We start from the raw sequence: 24533 nt of genomic DNA, 5'->3' as shown, positions 1-24533 counted from the left end.
CGTTCCCCGCTCACGGCGGTGGCCGCGGGTCCGTCACGTCGGCGGCCGGCACCTGGCGGCGGGTCGCGGCGGCCGCCCGGCGCAGATACGTGACGCAGCCCGACGTCGTACCGGCATCGCCGACCAGCCCTCCCTTCGTCACGACCGGCAGCCCGGCCCACCGCCCGCCGACAAACGTACCGGCCACCGCGAGCGGCACCAGCTCCTCCTCGACGTCCAGGCCGTGCGCGCCCAACTCGGCGAAGAGCGCGGCCGAGACGTCGCCGCCGGTGGCGAACAGCCCCTCGATGCCTGGCACATCGTGCCGTTCGAGTGCCTGGCGCACGGACCGGGCCAGCGCTGCGGGCAGCCGCTCGGCGTCCTCGGGGCGGAAGTCCGCCGCGATGTCCGTCTCCTCCAGCACGGTCGCGAGCAGCACCACCTCCCGCCGGCCGGCCGCGGCGAGGGCCTGTCCCAGGGCCTCGGCGGTGGCGGTGACATCGGGCACGCTCGACCCTCCCAGCAGCTTCGGGCGCACGACGACAACCGGGTGCTCGGCCCGCAGCCGGGACAGCTGAGTGCGGGTGAGACGGGTGGTGGACCCGGAGACGGCGAGGACCGGGGCGCCGGAGGTGCTGCCGGTCAGGCCCATCGCCGTGGCCAGCGCGACGGAGGAGGGCCCCGGGTCGACGCCCACCCATACCGTCTCCCCGGCCACCACCGGGGCGGCGCGCACGGCCGCCTCGGCGACCCGGCCGAGGTGTGCGGTGGTCAGCGCGTCGGCCACCAGGACGTCAACTCCGTCCGCAAGCCGCTTTTCGATCAGCGCGCCGAGCTCCGGCTGCGGGCCGGTGACCGCCGAGAGCGGCAGGTGCCCGATGCGCAGACCCGGGGCCTGCCGGTGCAGGAGGTCCCCCACCTGTGAGGTGGGCAGCGGGGAGCGGGGGTCCCGGGCCACCTCGGTGTCCTCCAGCCGTGCGCCGTCCAGGAGTTGGGTGCCCTGCACGGTGTGCCGGCCCGCCTCGGGGTGGGCGGGCGCGCACAGCGCGACGGTGCGGCGGCCGGTCAGCTCGGCCACGGCCCGCAGCGCGGCATGCGTCGAAGCCCCCAGATTGCCGCGCAGGGTGGAGTCGACGCGGTGGGAGACCAGCGCCGCGCCGCCCGCGTGCCCGATGACCGTACGGACGCGCTCGGCGGCCTCCTCGGGCGGGCAGTGCCTGCTGTCGGTGCTGACCACGACCGCGTCGAAGCGGGCTCCGAAGCGGGCAGCCGTCGCCGGGTCCTGGTGCGCGCCCACGGTCACCGCGCGCATGCCCGTACGGGCGAAGCCGGCGGCGGTGGCGTTGGCGCCGGTGAGGTCGTCGGCGACGATCAGCACCGCAGGCCCTTCGCCGCGGGCGGCGCCACGGGTGGCGTCGGAGGCGCCGTCGCGAGCGCGGGCCGGGGCGCCTCCGGGCGCGCCTTCGGGGACGTTCACAGCACCGCGCCGGCGAGCAGGAGCAGCGGCAGCGAGCCGAGCCAGACGGCGGTGGTGATGCCTGACCAGCCGCGCAGCGCGGCCGTGCCGTCGAGGCCGGTGAAGCGGGTGACGACCCAGAAGTAGGAGTCGTTGAAGTAGCTGAAGACCATCGAACCGGCGCAGCAGCCGAGCGCTGCCAGCAGCGGCGAGATGCCGAGTCCGGTGACCAGGGGCGCGGTCACGGAGGCTGCGGTGATCATCGCGACGGTGCCGGAGCCCTGCGCGACGCGCACCAGGCTGGCGATCAGGAACGGTACGAGCACTCCGGGCAGGCTCCAGGAGGCGATGGTCTTCGCCATCTCGTCGCCGACCCCGGTGGCGCGCAGCACCTCGCCGAGCGCGCCGCCGGCGCCGGTGATCAGGATGATGAGCCCGGCGGACGCGGCCGCCTGTGCCAGCCAGCCGCCGACCTGGCTGCGGGTGGTCCAGCGGGGCAGCAGGCCGTACACGGCCAGGACGAGACCGACCAGCAGGGCCACGACGGGGTTGCCCACGAAGGCGAGGGCTGCGGGTATCGGCGAGGGGTCGTATCCCTTGCCGTCCAGGGCGCCCTGGGCGTTCTGGTCGATGGCGGTGGCCACGGTGTTGGCGATGATGAGCAGGAGAGGGACCAGCAGCGGGAGCAGCGCCCGCAGCGCGCCCACACGGTGCGGCTTGGCACCGGACGGCGGGGTACCGAGCCCGGCGGCGGGGTCGGCGGCCTCGTCCTCCGCGCCGCCCGGGGCCTCCGCGCCGCCGCGCTGGGCCTCCGCGCCGCCGCCCTGGGACGCCGCATCGCTGCCCTCGGCCGCCGCTCCGCTGTCCCCGGCCACCGTCTCGCCGCCCTTGGCCACCGGCTCCTCCCCCGGCGGATCCGCGAGCGCCGCGCCCGGACCGGCCGCGACGGCGGGCCCGTAGACCGCCTTGCGCACCTCCGGCAGCAGCGAGCCCTCCAGCCGGGGGCCGATCCAGCGTGCGTACGCCACGACGACGGGCAGCAGCACAACCGCGAAGACGAGTCCGGCCAGCACCAGCCCGCCGAGGTCGGCTCCCAGGATGCCCGCGACGCCCAGCGGACCCGGCGTCGGCGGGACCAGGTGGTGGGTGAGTGTCATGCCACAGCCGAGGGCGAGGGCGAGCGTGACATATCCGGCGCGCTTGCGGCGGGCGATGGACCGGGCGAGCGGGTTCATGATGACGTACCCGGAGTCGCAGAAGACCGGGATGGACACCAGTGCGCCGGTCCCGCCCATCGCCCACGGCTCACGGCCGGCGCCGAGGAGCCGTACGAAGGCCCTGGCGAGCGCGTCGGCGGCTCCCGAGACCTCCAGGATCTTGCCGAGCCCGACGCCGAGGCCGATGACGATGCCGATGGAGCCCAGGGTGTTGCCGAAGCCCGTGGTGATCGACTCGATCACCTTCGATGCGGGGGCTCCGGCGACGAATCCTGTCACCAGCGCCGCGACGAGCAGGGCGAAGAAGGCGTCGAGCCTGGTCCGCAGCACGATGACGACGATCGTGGCGATCCCGAGGACGAGCGCCGCCAAGAGTTGAAGATCCACGCCGATCCCCTCCGACGACTGCTGTGCGAGAACGGCTGCCGTGCAACAGCTGACGGCCTCGCGATGAACGACTGCCGCATCATGCACGCCGCAACCTGCTCGAAACAAGCAGTTGGACCCAGAAAATTGCGCGGACTGGTCAACTCGTCGCCGCCGGCACCGCACCCGCACCCTCGACTGGCGCCTCAACTGCCCCTGATCCGCGGGCGCTTATGATTCAGCTCCATAAGTGACCCGAAGGGAATCGAAGTGATGGACCAGTCCTCGGACACTGCTGCGCCCGACGGCATAGCGGACGCCTGGCGGTTCGGTGTTCTGGGCGGTGAGGCCGTTCTCGACGCAGGCGATGAGGACCTGGCGGAATTCGAGCGGGCGGCATACCGGATCGCCGACTCGCACGCCGGAAGCCGACTCGACGATCCGCAGCTGTTGGCCGCCGCCGCTGTTGCGAGCCGCTTCCTGCCCGCCTTCCTGCTGGAACAGCTGATCCGATTCCGGGTGACGGGAAACGAGGCCGGAACGCTGTTGCTGCGTAACCTTCCGGTGGAAACCCCGCTGCCCCCGACCCCGGGTGACGGAAGGTTCCCGGACCACTGGTCGGCGCTCCCGCTGAGCACACTGACGCAGTTGGCCGTGATGAGCGTGCTGGGGGACGCGATTTCCTACGCGGACGAGAAGGAGGGGCGGCTCGTCCAGGACATCTGTCCGTTGCCCGGCGCCGAAGAGCGCCAGGAGAACTCCGGCAGTGTTCTGCTCGACCTGCACACCGAGGACAGCTTCCACCCTTACAGGCCCGACTATTTGAGCCTGTACTGTCTGCGCTCGGGCCCCGACCGCAACGCCATCACCGTGACCGGTTCGATCAGGGCGGCTCTGCCGCTGCTGTCCCCTCTCTGTGCGGCGACGCTCCGTGAGCCGGTATACCGCACCCGGTTCAGCAGTTCCTTCGGCGACGCCGCCGCTCCCCGCCACACCTCGCCCCGGCCCGTGCTCAGCGGCCCGGCGGACGACCCCGATCTGTGTGTGAACTTCTTCGGGACCGAGGCGGTGGACGAGCGAGGCACTGTGGCTCTGGACGAATTGCGGGGCGCGGTCGAGAAAGTGCTGTGCGGAGTTCTCCTCCAGCCGGGAGACCTGATTCTGATCGACAACCGCACCGCCGTGCACGGCCGTACGGGGTTCACACCCGGCTACGACGGACAGGACCGATGGCTCAGGCGCTGCTTCGCCGCGGCCGACCTGCGGCCCTCCCGAGCGCTGCGGAAGCGGGACTCACGCGTCTGCGCGCCGATCCGATGACCACGCCGCCGCTTCCGCTCCGTCCTGTGACCGCCCAGGAGTTCCCGTCCTGGGCGCGGATGATCGCCGACACCTACGGCATGGACCGTTCCGAGGACGAGCTGGCCGACCAGCGGGCGGCCACCGACCTCAGCCGGACCCTGGCCGCCTTCGACGAGGGCGTGCCGGTCGCCGGGGCTTCCGTCTACAGCCGGGCGCTGACCGTGCCCGGAGGGATCCTGCCGGTGGCGGGCATCGCCTCGGTGGGCGTGGCTCCGACGCACCGGCGCCGCGGCCTCCTCACCTCGATGATGCGAGCGCAGCTGACCGGCCTGTACGAGAAGCGGCTCGAACCGGTCGCCGTGCTGCGCCCCTCCGAGGCAGGGATCTACGGGCGCTACGGCTACGGCCCCGCGACGCTCGGAAACCGGATGCGCTGCGACCGGCGTGCCATGCGTTTCCGCAGTGGGACGGACTTCGGCGCCGGCGCCGTCCGGCTGCGGCAGCCGGCGCAGGCGCGCCCGCTGCTGGAGCAGGTCTACGACCGGGCCCGCGCCTCAGCGGTCGGCTGGCCGGACCGGCAGGCGGCTCACTGGGCGGTGCGCCTCGCCGACCATCCGCACCGCCGCGGTGCGGCGACCTCGCTGCGCTGCGCCGTCCACCAGGAGAGCGACGGCCGGGCCGGCGGCTACGCGCTCTACCGGCACAGCTCGGCGCCGGACGGGTCCGGAGACGGCACCGGGGTGGTGGAAGTGGTGGAGCTGGCGGCGCTCTCCCGCCCGGCGTACGCGGCACTGTGGCGGTTCCTCGCCGGGATCGACCTGGTGACCTGGATCGACTACGAGGGCGCCGTGGACGAGCCGCTGCCGCATCTGCTGACCGACCCGCGGGCGGTCCGGTCCGCGCCGGTCGACCGGCTGTGGGTGCGGCCGGTCGACATCGGCCGGGCCCTGGCGGGCCGCGGTTACGCCCGCCCGCTCGACCTCGTGCTGGACGTGCGGGACGACTTCTGCCCGTGGAACACCGGACGCCACCGGCTGCTGGCCCAGGACGGGACCGCGGTCTGCGAACCGACGACCGCCCCGGCCGACCTGCGGCTGACGGCAGCCGAACTCGGCGCCGCCTTCCTCGGCGGCACCTCGCTGGCCGCTCTCGGCGCCGCGGGACTCGTGCAGGAACTCCGGCCCGGCGCGCTCGGCCTCGCCTCGTCGGCCTTCCGCGGCGAACGCGAGCCCTGGTACCCGGGCGGCTGGGCCTTCCCGCTCTGCTGAGGACCCACCCTTCGTCCCCGCGGCCGCGCCCGCGGGCCCCGCCTGTTCGCGTTCATGGCGATGGTGGCTGCGGCTGCCAGCGGCCCATGTGCCTGGCGGCCACTTCCCGCACCTGCTGCCGTAGCGGCCCGTGCTCGGCTGGGTTCATTCCCTCCGCCTCGAAGACGGCATCGGTGAAGGTGTCCGGGTCGGCGGGCGGTGCCGCGTACAGCCGACGCTGCTCCTGGGGCGGAAGGCAGAAGCCGAGATCGACGCACAGCTCGTAGAGGAGCCGCTGCACCTCGGCTTCCGTTGCGCGTGAAGTCATGGCGACAGCATGGCCGTTCTCGCCCGGCTCGTCACCGGGCTGTACGGCCGGGCCGGTGCCGCGGGACGGTGCCGCCGGGCCAGGAGCCGATCGGCCCCGGCCGCCATGCGCGGGGCCGGGGCCGACGAGTGCGGCCCGCCGATGCGGGCCGTCTCCCTATCGCCGCGAGCCGGCCGTCGCGGTCGCGGCCTCGCCGATCGCCTGGTCGAGGATCGTCAGGCCCAGTGCGAGCTCGTCCTCCGTTGCGGTCAGCGGCGGTGCCATCCGCAGGACCGAGCCCATGCCGGGGAGCTGGACGATGTTCATGTGCAGGCCCAGTTCCAGGCAGCGCCGGGTGACCCGCGCACCCAGCTCGCTCGAGCTCCGCTTCGTCTCGCGGTCGGTGACGAGTTCGAGCCCGGCCAGCAGACCCCGGCCACGGATGTCGCCGACGACGGCGTGCCGCCCCGCGATCCCGGCCAGGCCGTCGCGGAGGAACGCGCCCAGCGTCCGGGCGCGTTCGTCCAGCTCGTCCTCGGCCAGCACATCGAGGACCGTGTTGCCGACCGCGGCCACCAGCGGGTCGGCGACGTGCGTGGTGAAGAACAGGAACCCGCGCTCGTGCGCCTCCTGCTCGATCTCGGCGCTGGTGATCACGGCGGCGAGGGGCAGTCCCGCACCGAGCGTCTTGGACAGGGTGAGGATGTCGGGGACGACACCGTCGCGCTCGAACGCGTACCAGGTCCCGGTGCGGCACAGCCCGGTCTGGGCCTCGTCCAGGATCAGCAGCATGCCGCGCTCCCGGCATTTGGCCTGCAGCGCGGCGAAGTAGCCGGCCGGGGGCTCGATGATGCCGCCCGAGCTGAGGATCGGTTCGACCAGGCACGCGGCGAGGCTGCCCGTCGACTGGGCGTCGATCAGATCGAAGGCGAAGTCCAGCTGGCGCTGCCAGTCCAGCGAGCCGTCGGCCGTGGTGAAGTCGGGCCGGTACGCGTTCGGCACGGGAATGGCGAAGTTCCCGGGCGCTCCGGGGCCGTAGCCCTTGCGGCCCGCGCTGTAGGTGGCGGACGCGGCGGCCTGCGTCATGCCGTGCCAGGACCGTGCGAACGAGACGGTCTCGTGCTTGCCCGTGACGAGCTTCGCCATCCGCAGTGCGGCCTCGTTCGACTCGGCGCCGGTCGTCAGCAGCAGCGCCTTCTCCAGCGGTGCCGGCAAGGTGTCGGCCAGCCGTCTGGCGAGGTCGACGACCGGGCGGCTGAGCATGCCGCTGAAGAGGTGGTCGAGGGTGGCGACCTGCCGTTGGACGGTCGCGACGATCCGTGGGTGCGAGTGGCCGAGGATCGCGCTCATCTGGCCGGACGTGAAGTCGAGAATCTTCCGCCCTTCCGCGGTGAACACGAAGCTTCCGGCGGCGTGGTCGATGATCTCGGGGGTGAAATCGCCGCCGTAGCGGACGAGGTGCCGATCGGCATCGGCCCAGAAGGTCTCGGTGGACGGCGTGGAGGTGGACAGCGCCGCGGTGGACGGCACGGCATTCGTCGAAGCAGCCATGCCCCGACGGTAAGCGGGCCCCGAGTAACGCGTCCATCTCACAATTCCGGCTTTCCTGTTCGACAGGGCCGCACAATAAGCTGGCGGCGTGATGAACCCATGGAGACTGCGGCTGCTGAGCCAGCTGGACACATTGGGCACTGTCCGGGCTGTCGCCCACGCCGCCAATCTGAGCGCGTCGAGCGTGTCCCAGCAGCTCGCCGTACTCGAAGCGGAGACCCGCACCCAGCTGCTCGAGCGGACGGGCCGCCGGGTGCGGCTGACCCCCGCCGGACTGATCCTCGCGCGACGGGCGCGGGCCATCCTCGATCACATGGAGACCGTCGAGGCGGAGCTGGGCGGGTTCGGCGAAGAACCCGCCGGGCTGGTGCGGCTGGGCGCTTTCCAGAGCGCGATCCACAGCATGGCGGTGCCCGCGGTGACCCGTCTGGCACGCATCCACCCGCACCTCGAAGTCGAGCTGCTGCAACTGGAGCCGCACGAGAGCATGCCGACACTGCGGGGCGGCGACGCGGACATCATCATCACGACCACGGACTTCGACGAGCTGCCGCTGGGCCCCGACCTCGATCTCGTGCCGCTGGCCACCGACCCGGTCCTGCTGGTCGTGCCCCAGGACCATCCCGCGGCCGGGCGCGGCCCGGTGGACCTCGCGGCGTACGCGGACGAGTCGTGGGCGTTCGACATGCCGCAGTCGTACATGGCCAACCTCGCGCTGCGGCTGTGCCGCCAGTCGAGGTTCGAGCCGCGCGTGGTGTGCCGGTTCAGCAACTACATGCTGGCTCTGCAGCACGTCGAGGCCGGGCTGTCGATCGCGCTGCTGCCGGGCCTGGCGGTCGATGGCCGCTATCGCGTCGCCACCAGGGAGCTCGCGGCGCCCGTGACCCGTACGATCACGGCGGCGGTCCGCCGCGGCTCACCGCCTCGCGCGGCGGTGCGCGCCGTGCTGGAAGCCCTGCGTCACGACGGGCGCCCCCCGCTGCCGGAGGGCGAGACTTCTCAAGGTCCTGCGACGCCGGCGACGGCCCATACGAGGGCGCCGAGAACGAGTGCACCGACAACGCCCAGCCCGCCGCCGACGTAGGCCCACGCCACGGTCTTGACCAGGTTCAGGTGGAGGACGCCGGCCGCGCCCAGCGCAGCCAGCACGGCCACGACCAGATCAGCCACCACCACGAGCCCGATGAGGGTCTCAGGAACCGGCTCCAGTTCACGGTCCTGCGGGGGAGGCCGGGCAGTACGGCTCGCAATGAGTGCCGCCATCAGCAGGGCGCCGATGCCGAGGGTCACGGCGAGCAGGAGCAGGAACGCGCCGGTGCCGGCCGGAGGCCCGCTCGGCGCCCCGTCGACGATCTCGACCGCGCCCCAGAACGCGACGAACACCGCCACATACCCGAGCACACCGGCGAAGAAGCCGGCCGATTCGAGCCCAGGAGCGCCCCGTCGGCAGAACGCCCGATAGCAGGCGCTGCTCAGCACGAGAGTCAGTACCGTGCCCGCGCTGCCCCCGACCAGCAGCCACCAGTGCAGGGTCCCCGGGGCGCCATCGGGTGCCGCTTGCGCGATCATCCGAGCGACGGCGGTCGCATCTCGGCCCACCGCAGCAGGCTATGCGGGGCCGGCCGACCGGCACAATATTCCGGTCGGAGCGCCCTGTAGCGGGGACCGCCGGAACGGCAGGTTCCGCGCAGCCCTCCCCTGGTGGACGATGAGTTTTCCGGGGCTCGGTGGTCAAACCCCCGTCGACCACACAGGAGGAGAGCGAGATGCCTCAGCTACTGAGAGTCCAGAATTTCAACGTGTCCAGTGACGGATACGGCGCCGGTGAGAACCAGAGCCTGGAGCGGCCGTTCGGGGACGCGGATCCCGGGGAGATGTTCTCCTGGGCCGGAGCCACGGCGAGCTGGCCCATGCGCACCGACCCCGGCGGGAGCCGCGGCCTGGACGATTACCTGACGCGGGACTACGACCGCAACATCGGCGCCGAGATCATGGGCCGCAACAAGTTCGGCCCGCAGCGCGGTCCGTGGCAGGACCACGAGTGGCAGGGCTGGTGGGGTGCCGAGCCCCCGTTCCGCACCCCGGTCTTCGTCATGACCCACCACGAGCGTCCTTCGTTCACGCTCTCCGACACCACGTTCCACTTCGTCGCGGGCGACCCGGCCACGGTCCTCGGACAGGCGCGGGAGGCGGCGCAGGGCAAAGACGTCCGACTCGGCGGCGGCCCCACCACGATCAGGCAGTTCCTCGACGCCGACCTCGTCGACACCATGCACATAGCGGTCTCGCCGGTGAAGCTGGGGGCCGGTGTGCGGCTGTGGGAGTCGCCCGATGAACTGCTCGACCGCTTCCACGTCGATGTCGTGCCCAGCCCGAGCGGCGTGACGCACCATCTGTTCTGGCGAAAGTGACACAAGAGCCGGTCGGGGCCGCCCGGCCGTCCGGCCGTCATCGCCGTGGAAGCGGGGCGTTTTCCAGGCCGAACCCGGCCCCGGGGAGCGCCCGGTCAGCGTGCGAGCAGCGCGCCTTTCCCCGTGACGGTCAGCCGCGCCTGGCGGCCCCCCGGTGAGCAGTCACGGCCGTTGGGATAGATGGGCTTCGGGGTGACCCTCGTCTGCCGGTCCAGCACGGTGGCGCCCCGCGAGTCCTTGAAGACCAGGCTGACGCGTATCGGCTTGCCCGGCAGGCCGGGCAGGCGCGCGAAGCCGGGCAGGACAAAGCGTCCTCGGGCTGCCGAGGGCGTGGTGTCCGGGCTTGCCGCGGCGGTGGCGGACTTCCCGGGGGACTCCGTGGTCAGCACGGGATCCCCCGGGGACGCCGTCTCTTCCGGCCCGGTCTCCCGCAGCCGCAGCGCGCGCTTCCGGCATACGCCGTCCCAACAGGCCGTGAGGGCCGCATCGGCCACCTTGCCGGCCAGTTCCGGCGCGGTCTTGACCCGGATTCCGGCGGGCGCGTCCATCAGAGTGCAGCGATGGGTGTCTCCGGCAGAGCCCCCGCAGGCGGTCAGCAGGGCGAGAGCCGGCAGACAGAGCGCCAGCCCGACGTTCCGCCGTCTCACAGTTGACCCCCCGGGAGGGTCCGCGTCTCGATCACGGCCCCTCATACTCGCACGGCGCCGCACCCGGCCACCGTCGACCTGTGCTCCGACCCGCTGCGGTGCACCCGGCAACCCGGCCGCTCACGCCTCCGTGCCGCCGCCCTGTCCACCGTCGGCAACTGACGACAGCAGGGCCTGGACCGGCTCTTCCTCGTGCGCAGGCGCCCCTGCCTCCAGCGCACGAGCCGTTGCCGCAGGCCGCGGCGGGTAGGCTGATGCGATCAGGTCGAATCCGGTGGTGACGTGGCGTGGGCAGGGGCGAGAAGTCGCAGGGCGGTGAGGTCGCGCGGCCGACCTCACGCGATGTCGCCAAGCTCGCCGGTGTCTCGCACACGGCCGTGTCGTTCGTGTTCAACGGGCGCGCCCAGGGCAACCTCTCCGCCGAGACGCAGGAGAGAATCCGCAAGGCCGCCGCGCAGCTGGGCTATCGGCCCAACGCTGTCGCCCGGGGCCTGCGGCGGCGGCGTACGGCCGTGATCGGGCTGGTCACGGACGAGATCGCCACTTCCCCGTTCGCCGGCAGGCTGCTGCGCGGGGCCATGGACACCGCCTGGAGCAGCGAGCATCTGGTTCTCACCGTGGACTCCGGGACGGACCCGGTCACGGAGGACGCGGCCATCGCCGAGCTGCTGGACCGCCGGGTGGACGGGATCATCTACGCGGCACTGTCGCTGCGCCGCGCCCGCGTTCCGGCCGGCCTGCACCGTACGTTCGCCGTACTCGCCAACTGCCTGCCCGAGGACGGCTCCCTCCCGGCTGTGATCCCCGCGGAGCGGGCGGGGGGCCGTTCGGCCGCGCGGCTCCTGCTGGAGGCGGGGCACCGGCGGGTGGCGCTGATCGGCGGGCTGGACGACATCGCCTCTGTCGAGCGGCTGCGCGGGTTCCGGGACGCGTTGCGCGCGGTGGGGTCCGATGCGCGCCAGGAGTGGGTCGTACGCACCGGAGGGGAGATCTCCTCCGGATACGACGGGGCGATGCGGCTGCTGCAGGGCGTGCCCGCGGACCGGCGGCCCACCGGGATCGTCTGTTACAACGACCGGGTGGCCGCCGGTGTGCTGCACGCCGCCGCCCGGCTCGGGCTGGGCGTTCCCGCTGATCTGTCGATCGTGGGCTACGACGACCAGGAGCACATGGCGGCCTTTCTCAGCCCGCCCCTCACCACCGTCGCCCTTCCGCACCGTGCGATGGGCGAGACGGCGGCGCGGCTGGTGCTGGACGCCATCGGGAGCGGCACCGTGCCGCCGGTCGTCACCAGGAAGCTGGAGTGCCCTGTGGTCACGCGGGGTTCGGTGGGCCCTGCTCCCAGCACCTGACCTGTACGTCTTCCCCGGAGACGACGAGTTCGGCCACGTCGTCGGGGCGCCGGTACACCCGCTCGGTCGCCATCGCCCGGTCCCCCGCGAAGAGTTCGAGGAGCGATCCGTCGACGAGGACGCGTACGGCCAGCTGGGCACCGGGGGGTGTACGGAGCACCAGCGGGCCGCTGCCGTCCGGCCGTGAACGCGGCCAGTCCGAGCGGTCGAGTATCACCGTGCCGTCCGCCGGGTCCAGCCCTACCGTCAGCTCGGCTCCGGCTGCGGAGCGGAGCAGCCCTACGGTGGCGGGCGAGCGCGCCGTGATCTCGAGGTCGTACGCGTCGGGCAGTGGCCCGGCCCCGAAGGGTTCTGACGCGCGCAGGAGCTCGAGTTCCGGGGCCGGGGCGACGCGGAGGGTGCCGTCCTCGTGCACGTCCATGACGCGGGGCGCGGTCAGGACTCCGGCCCAGCCCGCCCGGTCGACGTCCTGCTGCGGACGGGCTTCCCAGGACCAGCCCCACAGCAGCGCCCGGTCGGCCTCGGTGTGCTGGAGGACGGAGGGGGCGTAGAAGTCGCGGCCGTGGTCCAGCGGGCCGCCGGCGCGAGGAGAGAAGCGCGGGTTGCCGTGTGCGTCGGCCAGCAGACGGCCCGTCAGATACACGGTGGCCCGCGGGTCGCCGTCCCACAGCGCCACTGCCAGTACCCAGTCGCCGCCCGGGGTCTCCCACAGTTGCGGGCACTCCCACCCGGTCGACGCCGAGCCCGGGAGCCTGGCCGTCCGGGACGCCACCGGGTCCCGTCCGTCCACCAGGACGCCGGCGAACCGCCAGGCGTACAGGTCCTCGCAGTCGTAGACCAGTACCGACGGCGTACCGTCCGCGTGTCCGGCCCCGACGAGTGCCCAGCGACGGCCGCCGAAGCGGAAGACGAACGGGTCGCGGAACATCGTCACGTCGAAGCCGGGAGGGGGCCCGGTCAGTACGGGGGCGGGGACCGGCTTCCAGTCCATGAGGCCGTCGTCCTCGGCGACGGCCAGGCAGATGCTGCTCAGTCCGGCGTGGTTCCGGTCGATCCCGGAGTAGACGGCCGTCGGTACCCCGTCGTCGTCCACCACGCATCCGGACCAGCATCCGGCCTCGTCGGGACCTCCGGGAGTCGGGGTCAGCGCGACGCGGTGGCGGTCCCAGTGGGCGAGGTCGGGGCTGGAGGCGTGCCCCCAGTGAATGTTGGTGTGGGCAGGGGCTGCGGGGTTGTACTGGTAGAAGAGGTGGTAGCGGCCCCGCCAGTGGAACGGCCCGTTGGGGTCGTTCATCCAGTTGGCCGGCGGGCGGACCCGGAAGCGGGGGGCGTGCGGATCGACCGGGCCACTGGGAGCGGTCAGCCGGCTTGCGGCGTTCAACGATTGACTCCTGCGGAGGTGATGCCCTCGCGCAGAGGGCGCTGGCCGACGACGAACACGGCGACGGCGGGGATCATGGACAGGATGACTCCGGCCAGGACCACGGAGATCGAGCCGGTGCCGAGGTTGCCCTGGAGCGAGACCAGGCCGAGCGGCAGCGTGAGGTTCTCACTTGAGGTCTCCAGGATCAGCGGCCTGAAGAACTCGTTCCAGTGGTAGTTGAAGGCGAGGACCCCGACGATCGCGAGGCCGGGAGCCGCCAGTGGCGCGTAGACGGAGCGGAAGATCCGCCATGGGCCCGCACCGTCGATCATCGCGGCCTCGCCGAGGTCCTTGGGCATGCCCAGGAAGTACTGGCGCATCAGAAACGTGCCGAAGGCCGTCGGGAACGCCGGGATGATCAGGCCCAGCAGGGTGTCGGTCAGGCCCATGGCCTTCAGTTCCAGGAAGACAGGGACGATCGTGACCTGCAACGGCACCATCATCGTGGCCAGGACCAGCGCGAACAGCGGCTTCTTGAAGCGGAATTCCAGGCGCGCGAACGCGTAGCCCGCCAGGCCCGCCGTGATCATCTGGCCGGCCGCGATCAGCCCGGTGACCAGCGTGGAGTTCAGCGCGTACAGCCAGATGTCTATCTTGTCGAAGACCCCGCGGTACGCGTCGAGGGTGGGCGCGGTGGGGATGATTCTCGGCGGCAGGTCGGCGGAGTCCGCCGGGGTGCGCAGGGACGTGGAGACGGTCCAGATGACCGGGCCGAGCGTCAGCAGTGCGCACAGTGCGATGCCGCTGATCCGGGCCCACGGCGCCAGGCCGTGGCGCATCCGCGAGACGACGGGGCTGGGGGCCGTGCTGCTCTTGATGGCCGTGCTGCTCATCTGACTCACCCGGCTCACTGGTAGTGGACGAAGCGCCGGCTGAGCCGGAACTGGAGGGTGGTGACCGCCATGATCAGGACGAAGAGCAGCACGCCGGTGGCGGATGCCGTACCGAAGCGGAGCTGTTCGAAGGCGGTTTCGTAGATGACCATCACGACCGTGCGGGTGGAGTCGCCCGGGCCGCCCGCGGTGAGGACGTACGGCTGCTCGAAGACCTGGAGGGCGTTGATGATGCCGACGACCGAGGCGACCAGGAGCGTCGGCGAGAGCAGCGGGAGGGTGATGGACAGGTGCTTGCGCAGTCCGGTCGCGCCGTCCAGCGAAGCCGCCTCGTGCACCTCTCTCGGGATGTTGTTGAGGCCGCCGACGAAGAGCAGGAACGAGAAGCCGAACTGCTGCCACACATAGGTCAGGATCACGGCGGCCATCGCCCCGTTCTCCGAGGTCAGCCACGCGACCGGCGCGATACCGACCGTGCCCAGGAGCCAGTTGACCGGACCGAAGCCCTCGTTGAACAGGTACTTCATCACCACCGAGATGGACGCGGCGGACAGCACCAGCGGGAAGAAGAACGCCGAGCGGAACACCGAGCGCAGCCACGCCGGCATCCGGCCGTTGACCGTGATCGCCAGCGTGAGCGCGATCAGCAGCTGCAGCGCGACCGCGAGCACCATGAAGACGAGCGTGTTGCGGAAGGACACCAGCACCGTCGAATCGCTGAGGATCTCACGGTAGTTGTCCGCTCCGGCCCAGCGCGGGGACTCGATCACGTCCCACTGGAACAGGCTGAGGACGACCGAGCCGAGGATCGGTACGACCGTGAAGACGACGATGCCGACGACGGTGGGGGCGAGGAAGAGCGCGGCGAGAAGGCGGGTCCCCCGGGTGCGGGCAGAGGTGCGGGGCGCTGGTCTCCTCGGCGCGGCAGGAGGCGCCGGCGGTGCGGGTCTGATCTCGGTGTTCGTCATATCTCACGCTCCATGGCCTTCTCCAGGTCCCCCTGCAGCCGGCGCAGCGCGGGGCGTACCGCACCGGGGCTCGCCAGGGCGCTGCCGGTGTGCTTGATGAGCAGCTGCTCGACCTCGTTGACCTGTGGCGGGGCCGGAATCGGTCCGGTGCTGGCGATCGTGTCGAGGGTGTCGTAGAAGGTCTTCCAGTGCGCCGGGCCGGTCTTCCGGTAGCGGGCCTCGTCGACCATGGAACGGCGGGCCGGAGTGGTCTGGTTGGCCACGAAAAGCTTGGTCAGGGTGTCCTTGCGGATGGCGTACTTGACGAACTCCCACGCCTCTTCCTGCTTCTTCGACGTACGCAGCACCGCGTAACCGGCGGCGCCGAACTGGTGACGCCGGGTGCGCCAGCGCGGGAAGTACTGCACGTCGTAGTCGGTGGGCTTCATTCCGGCCAGGTGCAGCCCGCCGGCCCAGAAGCCGCCGGCGGGCGTGGCACCGACCCGTCCGGAGGAGAAGGCACCGACGAGGTTGCGGCCGTCGCCGCCCTCCGGGCGGGTGCACAGGCCGTCCTTGACCAGGGAGGCGAGGTAGTCGTAGACCTCGGCCACGCGGTCGGAGTCGGCCACCGGTGTGGTCCACCGGTAGCCGCCGCCCCGGCCGTGCCGCTCCGCCTCCGGGTAGAACGTCCGCCACAGCCAGTCGCCGCCGGGTGCCTTGGACTCGGCCAGTACGTTCGTGCCGTTCGCGAACAGCCAGGGGACGACTCCTCCCCACAGCCGGTTGGACCAGAAGTACGGGGTGAACCCGTCACCGCTGGTGCGCTTCATGGCGCGGAGCAGGGCCGTGAACTCGTCGCGCGTCCAGTCGGCGTCGGGGAAATCGGCTCCGGCGTCCCGGATGCGGCGGGTGTTGAGGTACATGTCGGCCGCGTTGAACTCGACCGGCAGCTGGTAGAGGCTCCCCTCGTACATCATCGACTCGACCAGCGAAGGGTGGACGTCGTCGAAGTACTCGCGCAGTTCGGCCGCGTCGCGCTTCACCCACTTGTCGAAGGGGACGCCGAGCCGCTGGGCGAACAGCTGCACGCCCTCGGTCGCGACGTAGACGACATCGGGCGCCGTGCCCGCCGCGATCTGCGTGAGGATCTTGGAGAAGAAGTCCGACCAGTCGTACGCCTGCACGGCGTTGATACGGAGCTTGATGTCGGGGTGTACCTCCCGGAAGCCTTCGCGCAGGGCGCGCTGGGCCTTGGCGTCGTGTGCCGAGCCGAGGGTGGCGATGACGAGCGAGCCGTCGTCGCGCCCGGGGATGTCGGCCGCGGTGAGGCGGTCCCAGCCGGCCGCGACACCGCCGAGGGCCGCGGCTCCGGCACCGTACGCGCCGTAGCGCACCAGGGCGCGGCGGGAGAGGAGAGGGTCGGTCATCGGCGAGCCTAACTCGAGTTAGCCGAAGTTGGTTCCCCGATGATGTGAACCGCGTTACGGCGCTGTCAAGATGCGGGAAAGCTTGACCTTTAACGAGTTAGGGCCCACAGTTCCGAGCCACATGAGCCGCATCGCAGCCGGCATCCAGCCGCAGTTGCCTGCGGCAGCCGCAGTCCTGACGCCGCGTCAGGGGAGGGAGAGCATCATGTGTGCCACGTCGGGCGGGTCCAGTGGTCCCGGAAGCGACGGGAGATTCGGCCGAGCGGACGCCGGGCAGTCCGGCGCGGGGAGCGCCGGGCGGTCCGGCCCAGGGGTCTCCAGGAGGGCGCTGTTCGCCGCCTCGGCAGTGGGCCTTGCCGGCGCCTTGCAGCCGGCCCTCGCGGGACCGGCAGCGGCACAGTCGCCGACTGCGCGGTCGGCCAGCGCTGCCCGGGCTTCCCGGACTGCGGCCGAGTGCACCGGCAGTTACCGCGCCGAGTACCACTTCACCGTCCCCGACCAGTGGAAGAACGACCCGCAGCGACCGCTGTGGATAGACGGCGAGTACCACTACTACTACCTGTACAACCCGGACTATCTGACGGGCGGCACCACTGCGGGCACCGTCTGGCGCCTGGCCACGAGCACCGATCTGGTCTCCTTCACCGACCGCGGGATCGCCGTGCCGAAGGACACCACTCCCAACGGGGACGTCTGGTCCGGCTCGGCGGTGGTCGACACGGACGACACGGCAGGCTTCGGTGCCGGAGCCGTGATCGTCCTGGCCACGATGTCACCCGACGACGACGCCGACACCCAGGCCCAGTACCTGTACTACTCGACGGACGGAGGCCGTACGTTCACCAACCACGGCACCGACCCGGTCCTGCCCAACCCCGGCGTACGGGACTTCCGCGACCCCAAGGTGATCCGCGACCCGGAGCGCGGGCGTTGGGTCATGGCGCTCGCCGAGAACGACAAGGTCGGGTTCTACCACTCGCAGGACCTGAAATCGTGGAGCTACGTCAGCGGCTTCATCAGGGCCGGAATCGGCGTCTTCGAGTGCCCGGACCTGTTCCGCATCAAGGCACAGGACGGGACCTGGAAGTGGGTGCTCGGCGTGAGCGTCAACGGCAAGGGCTCCGGGCTGCCCACCACGTACGCGTACTGGCCGGGCTCCTTCGACGGGACGTCGTTCACCGCCGACGCCGAGGAGCCGGAATGGCTCGATCACGGCTGGGACTGGTACGCGGCCGTCACCTTCGAGAAGCGGGACCGGGACGGCGCAGCCGACCCCGCAGCGCGTTACGCCATCGGCTGGCTCAACCACTGGGACTACGCCAACACCACCCCCACCATCGAGTGCGACGGCTTCAACGGCACCGACTCGATCGTCCGTGAGGTCACGCTGAAGCGCGCCTCCGCCGGCAGCTACTACCTCGCCTCCACGCCGGTCCCCGGCCTGGACGCCTACGTCTCCCGCACCGTGGACCTGGGCGACCTGGAGGTGGACGGTACCCGGGTCCTGGACTACGAGGGCATCGCCTACGAGCTGACCACCGAGATCACCTGGGACCAGCTCACGGGCGCGGGGGTGCAGCTGCGCCGCTCCGGCGACGGCAGCCGGCACGTGGACGCGGGCGTCTACGGCGACTACAGCTTCGTCAACCGCGCCCAGACCGAGAACCCGGACGCCTCCGGCAACTGGCAGGAGACGCACGCCCCCTTCGACGCCGCTGCCCGGAGGGTCCGCCTGCGGATTCTCGTCGACCGCACCTCGGTGGAGATGTTCGTCGACGACGGCCGGTACGCCCACTCCCACGCCGCGTTCCCGGATCTCGCCGACACCGGACTGGCGCTCTTCACGCTGGGCGGCAAGGCGGTCTTCAGGAACACGGTCGTCAGGGAGTTCACCGTCTGAGCCGGTGACTCCCGCCGGAGCCGACGTAGTCGACGTCCCGGGGATCACGGCGTGGCGTTCGCCGGGAGGCGCCGGCGCTCAGTTGGTGTGGGCGATCTGGATCAGGTTGCCGCAGGTGTCGTCCAGCACCGCGGTGGTGACCGGGCCCATCTCCACCGGCTCCTGCGTGAACCGCACCCCCAGCGCGCGCAAGCGGGCGTACTCCGCGTGCACGTCGTCGACAGCGAAGGAGGTGACCGGGATACCGTCCTTGACCAGCGCCTCCTTGTAGGGCCTGACCGCCGGGTGGCTGTCCGGCTCCAGTACCAGTTCGGCGCCCTCGGGGTCCTCGGGCGAGACGACGGTCAGCCACCGGTGCTCGCCGAGCGGGATCTCGGTCTTCTTCACGAACCCCAGCACTTCCGTGTAGAAGCGCAGGGCCTTGTCCTGGTCGTCGACGCAGACGCTCGACAGGTGGATCTTCATTCTCCGGTCTCCGATGCGTCCTCGGGCCTGAGCCATCGGCTCACGATGCGCTCAAGCGGTTCGGTGGTGAGGTCATGGAACTTGTAGCGGCCCTGGCGCCGGGTCCGGATCAGCCCAGCGGACTCCAGCACGGCGAGGTGCTGGCTGATCGCCTGGCGGGACGATCCCAGACCGTGCTTGGTCGTGAGCCGTGCGCAGATCTCGAACAGAGTCTGACCGTTCCGCTCCGTCAGCTCGTCGAGGATCCTTCTACGGGTCGGGTCGGCCAGGGCCTTGAAGATGTCGTCCGGCACCACCACAGCATAGGCAAGTGACGGCTTGCCTATCAACCCGGACGCTCCGCGCGGCGTGGCGTCCGGGTCCGCGACGTTCGGAGGGGGCTACTCGGTGCCGGGGTCCTCGAGGAACCGCAGCAGCACAGCGGCCTCGGCGCGGAGCCGCGCGGCTCGGTCGGCATGCGCGGGCGCGGTCAACTGCGCTGCGGCCTCCAGCCGTTCGGTGGCCTCGGCGCGCACGATGTCCGCCACGCCGGGCTCGCTCAGCTCACGCCGCGCCGCCTCGGTGGCACCCGCGCCGACCGGCGACTGCTCCAGAGCCGCTCCGCGCAGCTGGGCCCCCTCCAGGGGCACCGCCTCGGCGTTGTCCAGTGCGGCAAGCGTTGCGCGCAGCGCGCTCACCGCCGCCTTGTCGCGGGCACGCATCGCTTCCGGCAGTGCTTGACGCATTCGCAGACGTATCGACATGCCGGCGACCTTATGGCCGCGTTCGGGGCCCCACAACGGGATATCGGTCGCGACCTGACAGCCCGTCAGCGATCTTCGCCCGCCTCCTCCAGGAGGGACAGGTCGGACTTGACGAGGGTGGTGGTCACCAGGAGTTCGGTGATCAGGTTGTGGTTGAGCGCGTTGCCGACGGGCTGGGGGATCTCGTCCTCCATGAGCCCCGCCACGCTGCGGCTGAACCTCGTCCGTACGCAGGCGACGACGTGTGCGGCCCGCTTCCTGGTCCAGCTCTCCGCCGGGCGCAGCTCCGCCAGTTCGGCCGCGACCTCGGCCCAGGTGAGCGGCTGCGGTACGGGGTCGTTGCGCAGATAGCGCTGGGCCAGACAGGTCAGTACCAGCTTCTCGGTCTCCGTCAGCTCCCACACCTCGGCGTCGTGCGTGGCCGCCTCGCGCAGGCCGTCGTCCCCCGCACCGGGCGCCGGCGTGGCGATGCGCACCTCCAGCAGGTGCTCCCGTTTCGGGGCGACGATGAACAGCGGGGTGAACCCGGACGGCAGCTCGGCCCGGTCGCCTCCCAGGACCAGGCGTTCGCCCGGGAGCCGGATGGGCAGGCGCCCGGTGTTGTTGACCACCCACCGCGAGTGCTCCCGGACGATGTAGCCGTGTCTGCGGCTGACGTGGGCGTCGTCCGGCGCGACGCAGACGTGCACGTCGGGTTCGTTGCGGCCGAAGAGGAGGGGGAAGGCGGCGTCGGGGGCCATGCTCATGCCGCCGTTGACGCCCATGACGAACAGGGTGCCGGGCCGGGCGGGCGGAATGCCGCGCGACAGGCTCCCGTAATCCTGCGGCAGGAGGTTGACCTTGCTCGGTGAGCGCGGTGGCGCCTGCGTCATCGTCGCTGCCCCCTCCGTTGCAGAAGCCGGAGACCAGGCTAGCGGCTGTCGGCGGGACGGGAATCCGTATCGGCGGTGCGGAGCCCAACCGCGGCCCGGGGCCGGACGGGGGGCCGCCGCCCGTCGCCCGACATGCCCAGGTGACGCGGCCCGGCCGTCGCAGACCTGGCGTGCGGCCTTATAGCATCAGCCCTCATGTCGAATGCTGACGAGCTGCTCGTCGACATCGCCGCCATGGTGGAGTCGGAGCAAACCAATCAGATGTCTCTCACAGTCGTGGTCCATGGCGCTGTCATCACGGGCCGGTTGGCACCCGAGACGGTGTGGAGGCAGCGAGTGGCCGAGGTTCTGCGGGACTCCGACCGGCTCGGACCGTTCGCCGACACCTTCATGGCCGCCTCGGAGAGCGCGGACTCGCACGGTGCCACAACGCCCGCCTATCTGCACTTCCATATGGCCAGGATTCTCCAGGGGCCCGTGGGCATCCCTGAGACGGGCGGGATGTACCGGATCGCCATCAAGGACGTGAGCGCCTGGACCATGGGGGACCTCAGCTACTACGACCAGTAGCTGTGCGGCGTCTCCGCGTCCGAGGGGACAGGCCCGTACCGCGGGCCTGTCCGTACGTCCTCCTGTCCTGGGGGCGACATCGGTGAAGCCGGCAACCTGCTGCGTGTATGCGCGGCTCAGCGGCGCAGGGCGGTCTCCTGCCGCATGCGCGACAGTTTCTCGGGATTGCGGACGGCGTAGAACCCGGTGATGAGGCCGTCGTCGATGCGTACCGCCACGACGGTGTCGACCACGCCGTCCTGCCGGAGAACCAGTGCCGGGTAGCCGTTGACCTGAGCCGGGCGCAGCGATTCCGCGCTGATCCTGCCCAGTCCGTCGGCCAGCAGGCGGCCCACCTTGTCGGCGCCCACCACGGGCCGTGGGGCGGCCTGTTTGATACCGCCGCCGTCCCCCAGGAAGACCACGTCCGGCGCGAGGATGTCGAGCAGGCCCTGCAGGTCTCCTGTCTCGGCTGCTCGCCTGAACGCGGCGAGCGCGTCCCGGGTCTCGGCCGGGGAGACGACTTCGCGCGGGCGGCGCGCCGCGACGTGTGCCCGTGCCCGGTGCGCGGTCTGACGGACCGCGGCCGGGCTCTTGTCGACGGCTTCGGCGATCTCGTCGTACGCGAGGTCGAACACCTCGCGCAGCACGAACACCGCCCGCTCGGTGGGGGTGAGCGTCTCCAGGACCAGCAGCATCGCCATCGAGACGCTGTCGGCCAGCTCGATGTCCTCGGCCACATCCGGTGCGGTCAGCAGCGGCTCGGGCAGCCAGGGGCCGACGTAGGACTCCTTGCGACGGCCGAGCGTGCGCAGCCGGGCCAGCGCCTGCCGCGTGGTGATCCGGACCAGATACGCGCGCTGGTCCCGCACCGTCTCCAGGCCGACACCCGCCCACCTGAGCCAGGTCTCCTGCAGGACGTCCTCGGCGTCGGCGGCGGAACCGAGCATCTCGTAGGCGACGGTGAACAGCAGATTGCGGTGAGCGACGAAGACCTCGGTGGCCCGGTCCGTGCGGTTGCCGCCCGGGAGCGGCCCGGGCCCGGCGGTCTCCTGTGGGCGCTCGCTGTGCTCGCTCTTCACCGGCTGCTCCTGCCTGTTCGCTCTGGCCTGTTCGCTCTGGACGGTGCGACACGCACAAGACGCCGGCTGCCACGGCTGTGTGACATCCACGGGCGGTGGCGCTTGTCACACCGTTGCCGCGTCACAGGGAGCGGGCCGGCGGCATCTCGTGTTCGTCCAGTGCAACACCGACGAGCACCGACGAGTGAGGACGAGATCATGGAAGCCCGCTTCAACCTGTTCGAGAACGAGATCGCCGCGAAGTTCGCCAAGCGGTTCGCCAACGCCGCTCTGGTGATCCACAAGTCGCCGCTGCCCACGTCCACGCAGGAGCTGGTGTCGCTGCGCGCCAGCCAGATCAACGGCTGCGGTCACTGCATCGACATGCACACCAAGGAGGCAGCGGCAGCCGGTGAGACGGCGGTCCGCCTCAACCTGGTCGCCGCCTGGCGCGAGTCCACCGTGTTCACCGAGGCGGAGCAGGCCGCGCTGGCTCTCGCCGAAGAAGGCACCCGGCTGGCGGACGCCCACTCCGGCGTGTCCGACGAGACCTGGGCCCAGGTGCGCAAGCACTACGACGACGACCAGATCGCCGCGCTGGTCTCCTTGGTCGCCATGATCAACGCGGCCAACCGGCTCGCCGTGATCGTGCACCAGAAGGGCGGTTCCTACGAACCCGGCATGTTCGCCGCCGCACTCGACTGACCGGCGAGCGCCTGCGGCGAACGACTATGGCCCTTCCCCCCCGGGGGGGGTGCCCTGCCTGATGTCGGCACGGCCCCCTCGGGGCGCGCCGCGAGGAAGAGCGAAGCCCTCACGGCTGCAGCCGGACCGCGGTCCAGCCCTCCCCCGCGCCGTCACGGTCATAGCGCAGCCGCTCGTGCAGGCGGTCCGTGCCGTTCGCCCAGAACTCGACGGATTCGGCGACGAGTTCGAACCCGACGTACGCGGCGGGGCGCGGCTGGGGCCCTCGCCCGCCGACCGTCTCGGCCTGGGCCCGCAGCTGCTCGACGTCCGCCATGTCGGCAAGGGGCTCGCTCTGGCGGGAGGAGACGGTCATTGCGTGCGTGAAGACCGGGCGCGCGGCCCACAGCGCGTCGGACTCGGCCTCGGACAGTCGGCGGACGGGTCCGCACAGGCTGATCTGCCGACCGGTTTCGCGCCAGTACAGCAGGCCGGAGGCCCAGGGGTTGACGCGCAGTTCGCGGCCCTTGCGGCTGCCGTCGTGGGTGGCGATGACGATGCCGTTCTCGGTGACCCGGTTCAGGACCACGGTCCGCAGGGAGGGCCGGCCCTCGGCGTCGGCGGTGGCCAGGGCCAGCGCACGCGGCTCGCGTACGCCGTGCGCCTCCGCCGACTCCAGCCAGCGGCGCAGCAGCCCCAGTGGCCGGGCGGGCGGTGCTGCGTACTCGGGAAAGGTGACCTCGATCGCCGCGGTCAGGGTTTCGGACCTTCCGATGTCCATGCCGTCCTTCTTCCGTGTCGTGTCATGCCGCGCAGACAGGGGCACCCCCGCACCGGAGCAAGCCCCGCGGGCCCCGGCTCCGGGCGGCTGCCGAGCGAAGCTCATACATGCAAACTGCCCTCCGCCACCAGCACCCCTGCGCCGCCCACCTCCACCGCGTCGACGGACTCCGCTGTGCCGTCCACCCGGGAGAGCATCAGCGACGGGCGGCCCATTTCGACGCCCTGCATGATCCGGACCTCACGGCCGTACGGACCGAGGCCGTGCCGGCCGAGATGGACGGCCAACGGACCGGCGGCTGACCCGGTGGCGGCGTCCTCGGTCACGCCGTATGCCGGGGAGAACATCCGGGTGCGCCAGCAGCTCCCGCCCTCCTGGTCCGGTACGGCGCAGCCGTCCTCGGCGTCGAGATCGGGTGCGAAGCAGTTGGTGGCCATGTCCTCGAACGCGGCCAGGGCCCGGTGGTCGGGGCGCAGGGCGGCCAGCGCTGCGGCATCCTCCAGTCCGACGAAGACGTGACGGGGACCGTTCCGGTAGATCTCCACAGGCAGCGTGGACTTCTCCACCCCCACCGCGGCCAGGAGTTCTTCGGCGCGCTCGAAGGGGCGCCAGGTGGGGACCGGCTGCCGCATACGGGCGGCCACCACCCGGCCCCCCTTCCTGACCAGCTCGAAGGGGACGACGCCCATGGCCGTCTCCAGCCGCAGCCGGTCCTGCGGGCCGCGCGCCCCCAGGGCGATGGCCGTGCCGAGCAACGGGTGCCCGGCGAAGGGCAGTTCGTTGACGGGGGTGAAGATACGGATCCGGGCGTCGCCGCCCTGCCGGGGGCGGAGGACGAAGGTGGTCTCCGACAGGTTCATCTCCCGCGCGATGCGCTGCATCGTGCGGGGGGCCAGGTCGTCGCTGCCGAAGAACACGGCCACGGGGTTGCCGAGCAGCGGCTCTTCGGCGAACGCGTCCACGACCACGTACGTGTGCATCGGGGCCTCCAAGCGGGTGGGCGGAGTTCCGGC

25 protein-coding genes are annotated in these 24533 nt (G+C 71.5%); 8 read left to right on the top strand and 17 right to left on the bottom strand.

The genetic code is table 11. The features are described 5' to 3' along the window. Window positions 1-10: 10 nt before the first annotated feature. Both ITI46_RS11495 and ITI46_RS11490 read right to left on the bottom strand, forming a co-directional pair. Window positions 11-1456 (bottom strand): four-carbon acid sugar kinase family protein, encoded by a 1446-nt coding sequence (locus ITI46_RS11495; RefSeq protein ID WP_307808138.1) that lies wholly within the window; start codon window positions 1454-1456, stop codon window positions 11-13. Continuing rightward, window positions 1453-3039, bottom strand: coding sequence for a GntP family permease (locus tag ITI46_RS11490; protein WP_307808137.1), 1587 nt, complete (start codon window positions 3037-3039; stop codon window positions 1453-1455). Before ITI46_RS11490 ends, ITI46_RS11495 begins: the two co-directional genes overlap by 4 nt. Before the next feature lie 252 nt (window positions 3040-3291). Here ITI46_RS11490 and ITI46_RS11485 point away from each other — a divergent pair, with 252 nt between their 5' ends. After that, entirely contained in the window at window positions 3292-4338 is a 1047-nt protein-coding gene (locus ITI46_RS11485) for a TauD/TfdA family dioxygenase (protein ID WP_209239378.1), read from the top strand. 26 nt (window positions 4339-4364) lie between these two features. Beyond that, window positions 4365-5588, top strand: coding sequence for a GNAT family N-acetyltransferase (locus tag ITI46_RS11480; protein WP_307808136.1), 1224 nt, complete (start codon window positions 4365-4367; stop codon window positions 5586-5588). A 52-nt stretch (window positions 5589-5640) separates the two neighbouring features. On the opposite strand, the gene ITI46_RS11475 is transcribed toward ITI46_RS11480, so the two are convergent. Then, window positions 5641-5895 carry a hypothetical protein gene (locus ITI46_RS11475; protein ID WP_209239376.1) on the bottom strand — a complete coding sequence of 85 codons (255 nt, stop codon included), beginning with the start codon at window positions 5893-5895 and terminating at the stop codon, window positions 5641-5643. A 156-nt stretch (window positions 5896-6051) separates the two neighbouring features. Next, window positions 6052-7425 (bottom strand): aspartate aminotransferase family protein, encoded by a 1374-nt coding sequence (locus tag ITI46_RS11470; protein WP_209239375.1) that lies wholly within the window; start codon window positions 7423-7425, stop codon window positions 6052-6054. Between the two features lie 91 nt (window positions 7426-7516). On the opposite strand from ITI46_RS11470, the gene ITI46_RS11465 reads away from it, so the two are divergent. Continuing rightward, a complete protein-coding gene (locus ITI46_RS11465; protein ID WP_209239374.1) occupies window positions 7517-8509 on the top strand; it encodes a LysR family transcriptional regulator in 993 nt (330 codons plus the stop codon). On the opposite strand, the gene ITI46_RS11460 is transcribed toward ITI46_RS11465, so the two are convergent. Continuing rightward, the gene (locus tag ITI46_RS11460) at window positions 8425-9024 is read right to left on the bottom strand and encodes a hypothetical protein (RefSeq protein ID WP_209239373.1); all 600 of its coding nucleotides are present in this window, start codon (window positions 9022-9024) and stop codon (window positions 8425-8427) included. The two genes, ITI46_RS11465 and ITI46_RS11460, sit on opposite strands and share 85 nt — an antisense overlap. A gap of 167 nt (window positions 9025-9191) precedes the next feature. On the opposite strand from ITI46_RS11460, the gene ITI46_RS11455 reads away from it, so the two are divergent. After that, complete coding sequence (locus tag ITI46_RS11455; protein WP_209239372.1) at window positions 9192-9836, top strand: dihydrofolate reductase family protein; 645 nt, start codon at window positions 9192-9194, stop codon at window positions 9834-9836. 95 nt (window positions 9837-9931) lie between these two features. Here ITI46_RS11455 and ITI46_RS11450 read toward each other — a convergent pair whose 3' ends face one another. Continuing rightward, complete coding sequence (locus tag ITI46_RS11450; RefSeq protein ID WP_209239371.1) at window positions 9932-10483, bottom strand: hypothetical protein; 552 nt, start codon at window positions 10481-10483, stop codon at window positions 9932-9934. A gap of 287 nt (window positions 10484-10770) precedes the next feature. Here ITI46_RS11450 and ITI46_RS11445 point away from each other — a divergent pair, with 287 nt between their 5' ends. After that, on the top strand, window positions 10771-11835 hold the full coding sequence (locus tag ITI46_RS11445; RefSeq protein WP_209239370.1) for a LacI family DNA-binding transcriptional regulator: 1065 nt from the start codon (window positions 10771-10773) through the stop codon (window positions 11833-11835). Here ITI46_RS11445 and ITI46_RS11440 read toward each other — a convergent pair. From ITI46_RS11440 to ITI46_RS11425, 4 genes are read right to left on the bottom strand one after another with little or no spacing between them, the layout of a single operon-like run. Further along, window positions 11798-13216 (bottom strand): glycoside hydrolase family 32 protein, encoded by a 1419-nt coding sequence (locus ITI46_RS11440; protein ID WP_280634754.1) that lies wholly within the window; start codon window positions 13214-13216, stop codon window positions 11798-11800. The genes ITI46_RS11445 and ITI46_RS11440 overlap by 38 nt on opposite strands. Then, a complete protein-coding gene (locus ITI46_RS11435) occupies window positions 13213-14091 on the bottom strand; it encodes a carbohydrate ABC transporter permease (RefSeq protein ID WP_209239369.1) in 879 nt (292 codons plus the stop codon). The genes ITI46_RS11440 and ITI46_RS11435 overlap by 4 nt, the downstream gene beginning before the upstream one ends. Window positions 14092-14105: 14 nt before the next feature. Continuing rightward, window positions 14106-15059: a carbohydrate ABC transporter permease gene (locus tag ITI46_RS11430; protein ID WP_209239368.1), complete on the bottom strand. Its 954-nt coding sequence runs from the start codon at window positions 15057-15059 to the stop codon at window positions 14106-14108. Beyond that, window positions 15056-16465, bottom strand: coding sequence for an extracellular solute-binding protein (locus ITI46_RS11425; RefSeq protein WP_209239367.1), 1410 nt, complete (start codon window positions 16463-16465; stop codon window positions 15056-15058). The genes ITI46_RS11430 and ITI46_RS11425 overlap by 4 nt, the downstream gene beginning before the upstream one ends. A gap of 205 nt (window positions 16466-16670) precedes the next feature. On the opposite strand from ITI46_RS11425, the gene ITI46_RS11420 reads away from it, so the two are divergent. Next, on the top strand, window positions 16671-18365 hold the full coding sequence (locus ITI46_RS11420; RefSeq protein WP_209239366.1) for a glycoside hydrolase family 32 protein: 1695 nt from the start codon (window positions 16671-16673) through the stop codon (window positions 18363-18365). A gap of 78 nt (window positions 18366-18443) precedes the next feature. Here ITI46_RS11420 and ITI46_RS11415 read toward each other — a convergent pair whose 3' ends face one another. The 4 genes from ITI46_RS11415 to ITI46_RS11400 all read right to left on the bottom strand — a co-directional run bounded on the left by ITI46_RS11415 (window position 18444) and on the right by ITI46_RS11400 (window position 20445). Beyond that, window positions 18444-18830 carry a VOC family protein gene (locus ITI46_RS11415; protein WP_209239365.1) on the bottom strand — a complete coding sequence of 129 codons (387 nt, stop codon included), beginning with the start codon at window positions 18828-18830 and terminating at the stop codon, window positions 18444-18446. Then, on the bottom strand, window positions 18827-19123 hold the full coding sequence (locus ITI46_RS11410; protein ID WP_209239364.1) for an ArsR/SmtB family transcription factor: 297 nt from the start codon (window positions 19121-19123) through the stop codon (window positions 18827-18829). The genes ITI46_RS11415 and ITI46_RS11410 overlap by 4 nt, the downstream gene beginning before the upstream one ends. An 87-nt stretch (window positions 19124-19210) precedes the next feature. Next, window positions 19211-19531 carry a hypothetical protein gene (locus ITI46_RS11405; RefSeq protein ID WP_209239394.1) on the bottom strand — a complete coding sequence of 107 codons (321 nt, stop codon included), beginning with the start codon at window positions 19529-19531 and terminating at the stop codon, window positions 19211-19213. 107 nt (window positions 19532-19638) lie between these two features. Then, complete coding sequence (locus tag ITI46_RS11400; RefSeq protein ID WP_209239363.1) at window positions 19639-20445, bottom strand: FHA domain-containing protein; 807 nt, start codon at window positions 20443-20445, stop codon at window positions 19639-19641. A 195-nt stretch (window positions 20446-20640) separates the two neighbouring features. Between ITI46_RS11400 and ITI46_RS11395 the strand changes: the two genes are divergently transcribed. Further along, window positions 20641-21015 (top strand): GvpU-like protein, encoded by a 375-nt coding sequence (locus tag ITI46_RS11395; protein WP_209239362.1) that lies wholly within the window; start codon window positions 20641-20643, stop codon window positions 21013-21015. Between the two features lie 116 nt (window positions 21016-21131). On the opposite strand, the gene ITI46_RS11390 is transcribed toward ITI46_RS11395, so the two are convergent. Then, the gene (locus tag ITI46_RS11390; RefSeq protein ID WP_209239361.1) at window positions 21132-22076 is read right to left on the bottom strand and encodes an RNA polymerase sigma-70 factor; all 945 of its coding nucleotides are present in this window, start codon (window positions 22074-22076) and stop codon (window positions 21132-21134) included. A gap of 198 nt (window positions 22077-22274) precedes the next feature. On the opposite strand from ITI46_RS11390, the gene ITI46_RS11385 reads away from it, so the two are divergent. Beyond that, window positions 22275-22760 carry a carboxymuconolactone decarboxylase family protein gene (locus ITI46_RS11385; protein ID WP_209239360.1) on the top strand — a complete coding sequence of 162 codons (486 nt, stop codon included), beginning with the start codon at window positions 22275-22277 and terminating at the stop codon, window positions 22758-22760. A 109-nt stretch (window positions 22761-22869) separates the two neighbouring features. Here ITI46_RS11385 and phzG read toward each other — a convergent pair whose 3' ends face one another. Then, entirely contained in the window at window positions 22870-23520 is a 651-nt protein-coding gene (gene phzG / locus ITI46_RS11380) for a phenazine biosynthesis FMN-dependent oxidase PhzG (protein WP_209239359.1), read from the bottom strand. A 101-nt stretch (window positions 23521-23621) separates the two neighbouring features. Continuing rightward, window positions 23622-24500 (bottom strand): PhzF family phenazine biosynthesis protein, encoded by an 879-nt coding sequence (locus tag ITI46_RS11375; protein WP_209239393.1) that lies wholly within the window; start codon window positions 24498-24500, stop codon window positions 23622-23624. Between the last annotated feature and the right edge of the window lie 33 nt (window positions 24501-24533).

It is taken from the genome of Streptomyces oryzae (assembly GCF_017676365.1).
GTDB lineage: Bacteria > Actinomycetota > Actinomycetes > Streptomycetales > Streptomycetaceae > Streptomyces > Streptomyces oryzae.
The sequence above is the reverse complement of the archived record's forward strand: the minus strand, read 5'-3'. Positions and strand labels throughout refer to the sequence as shown.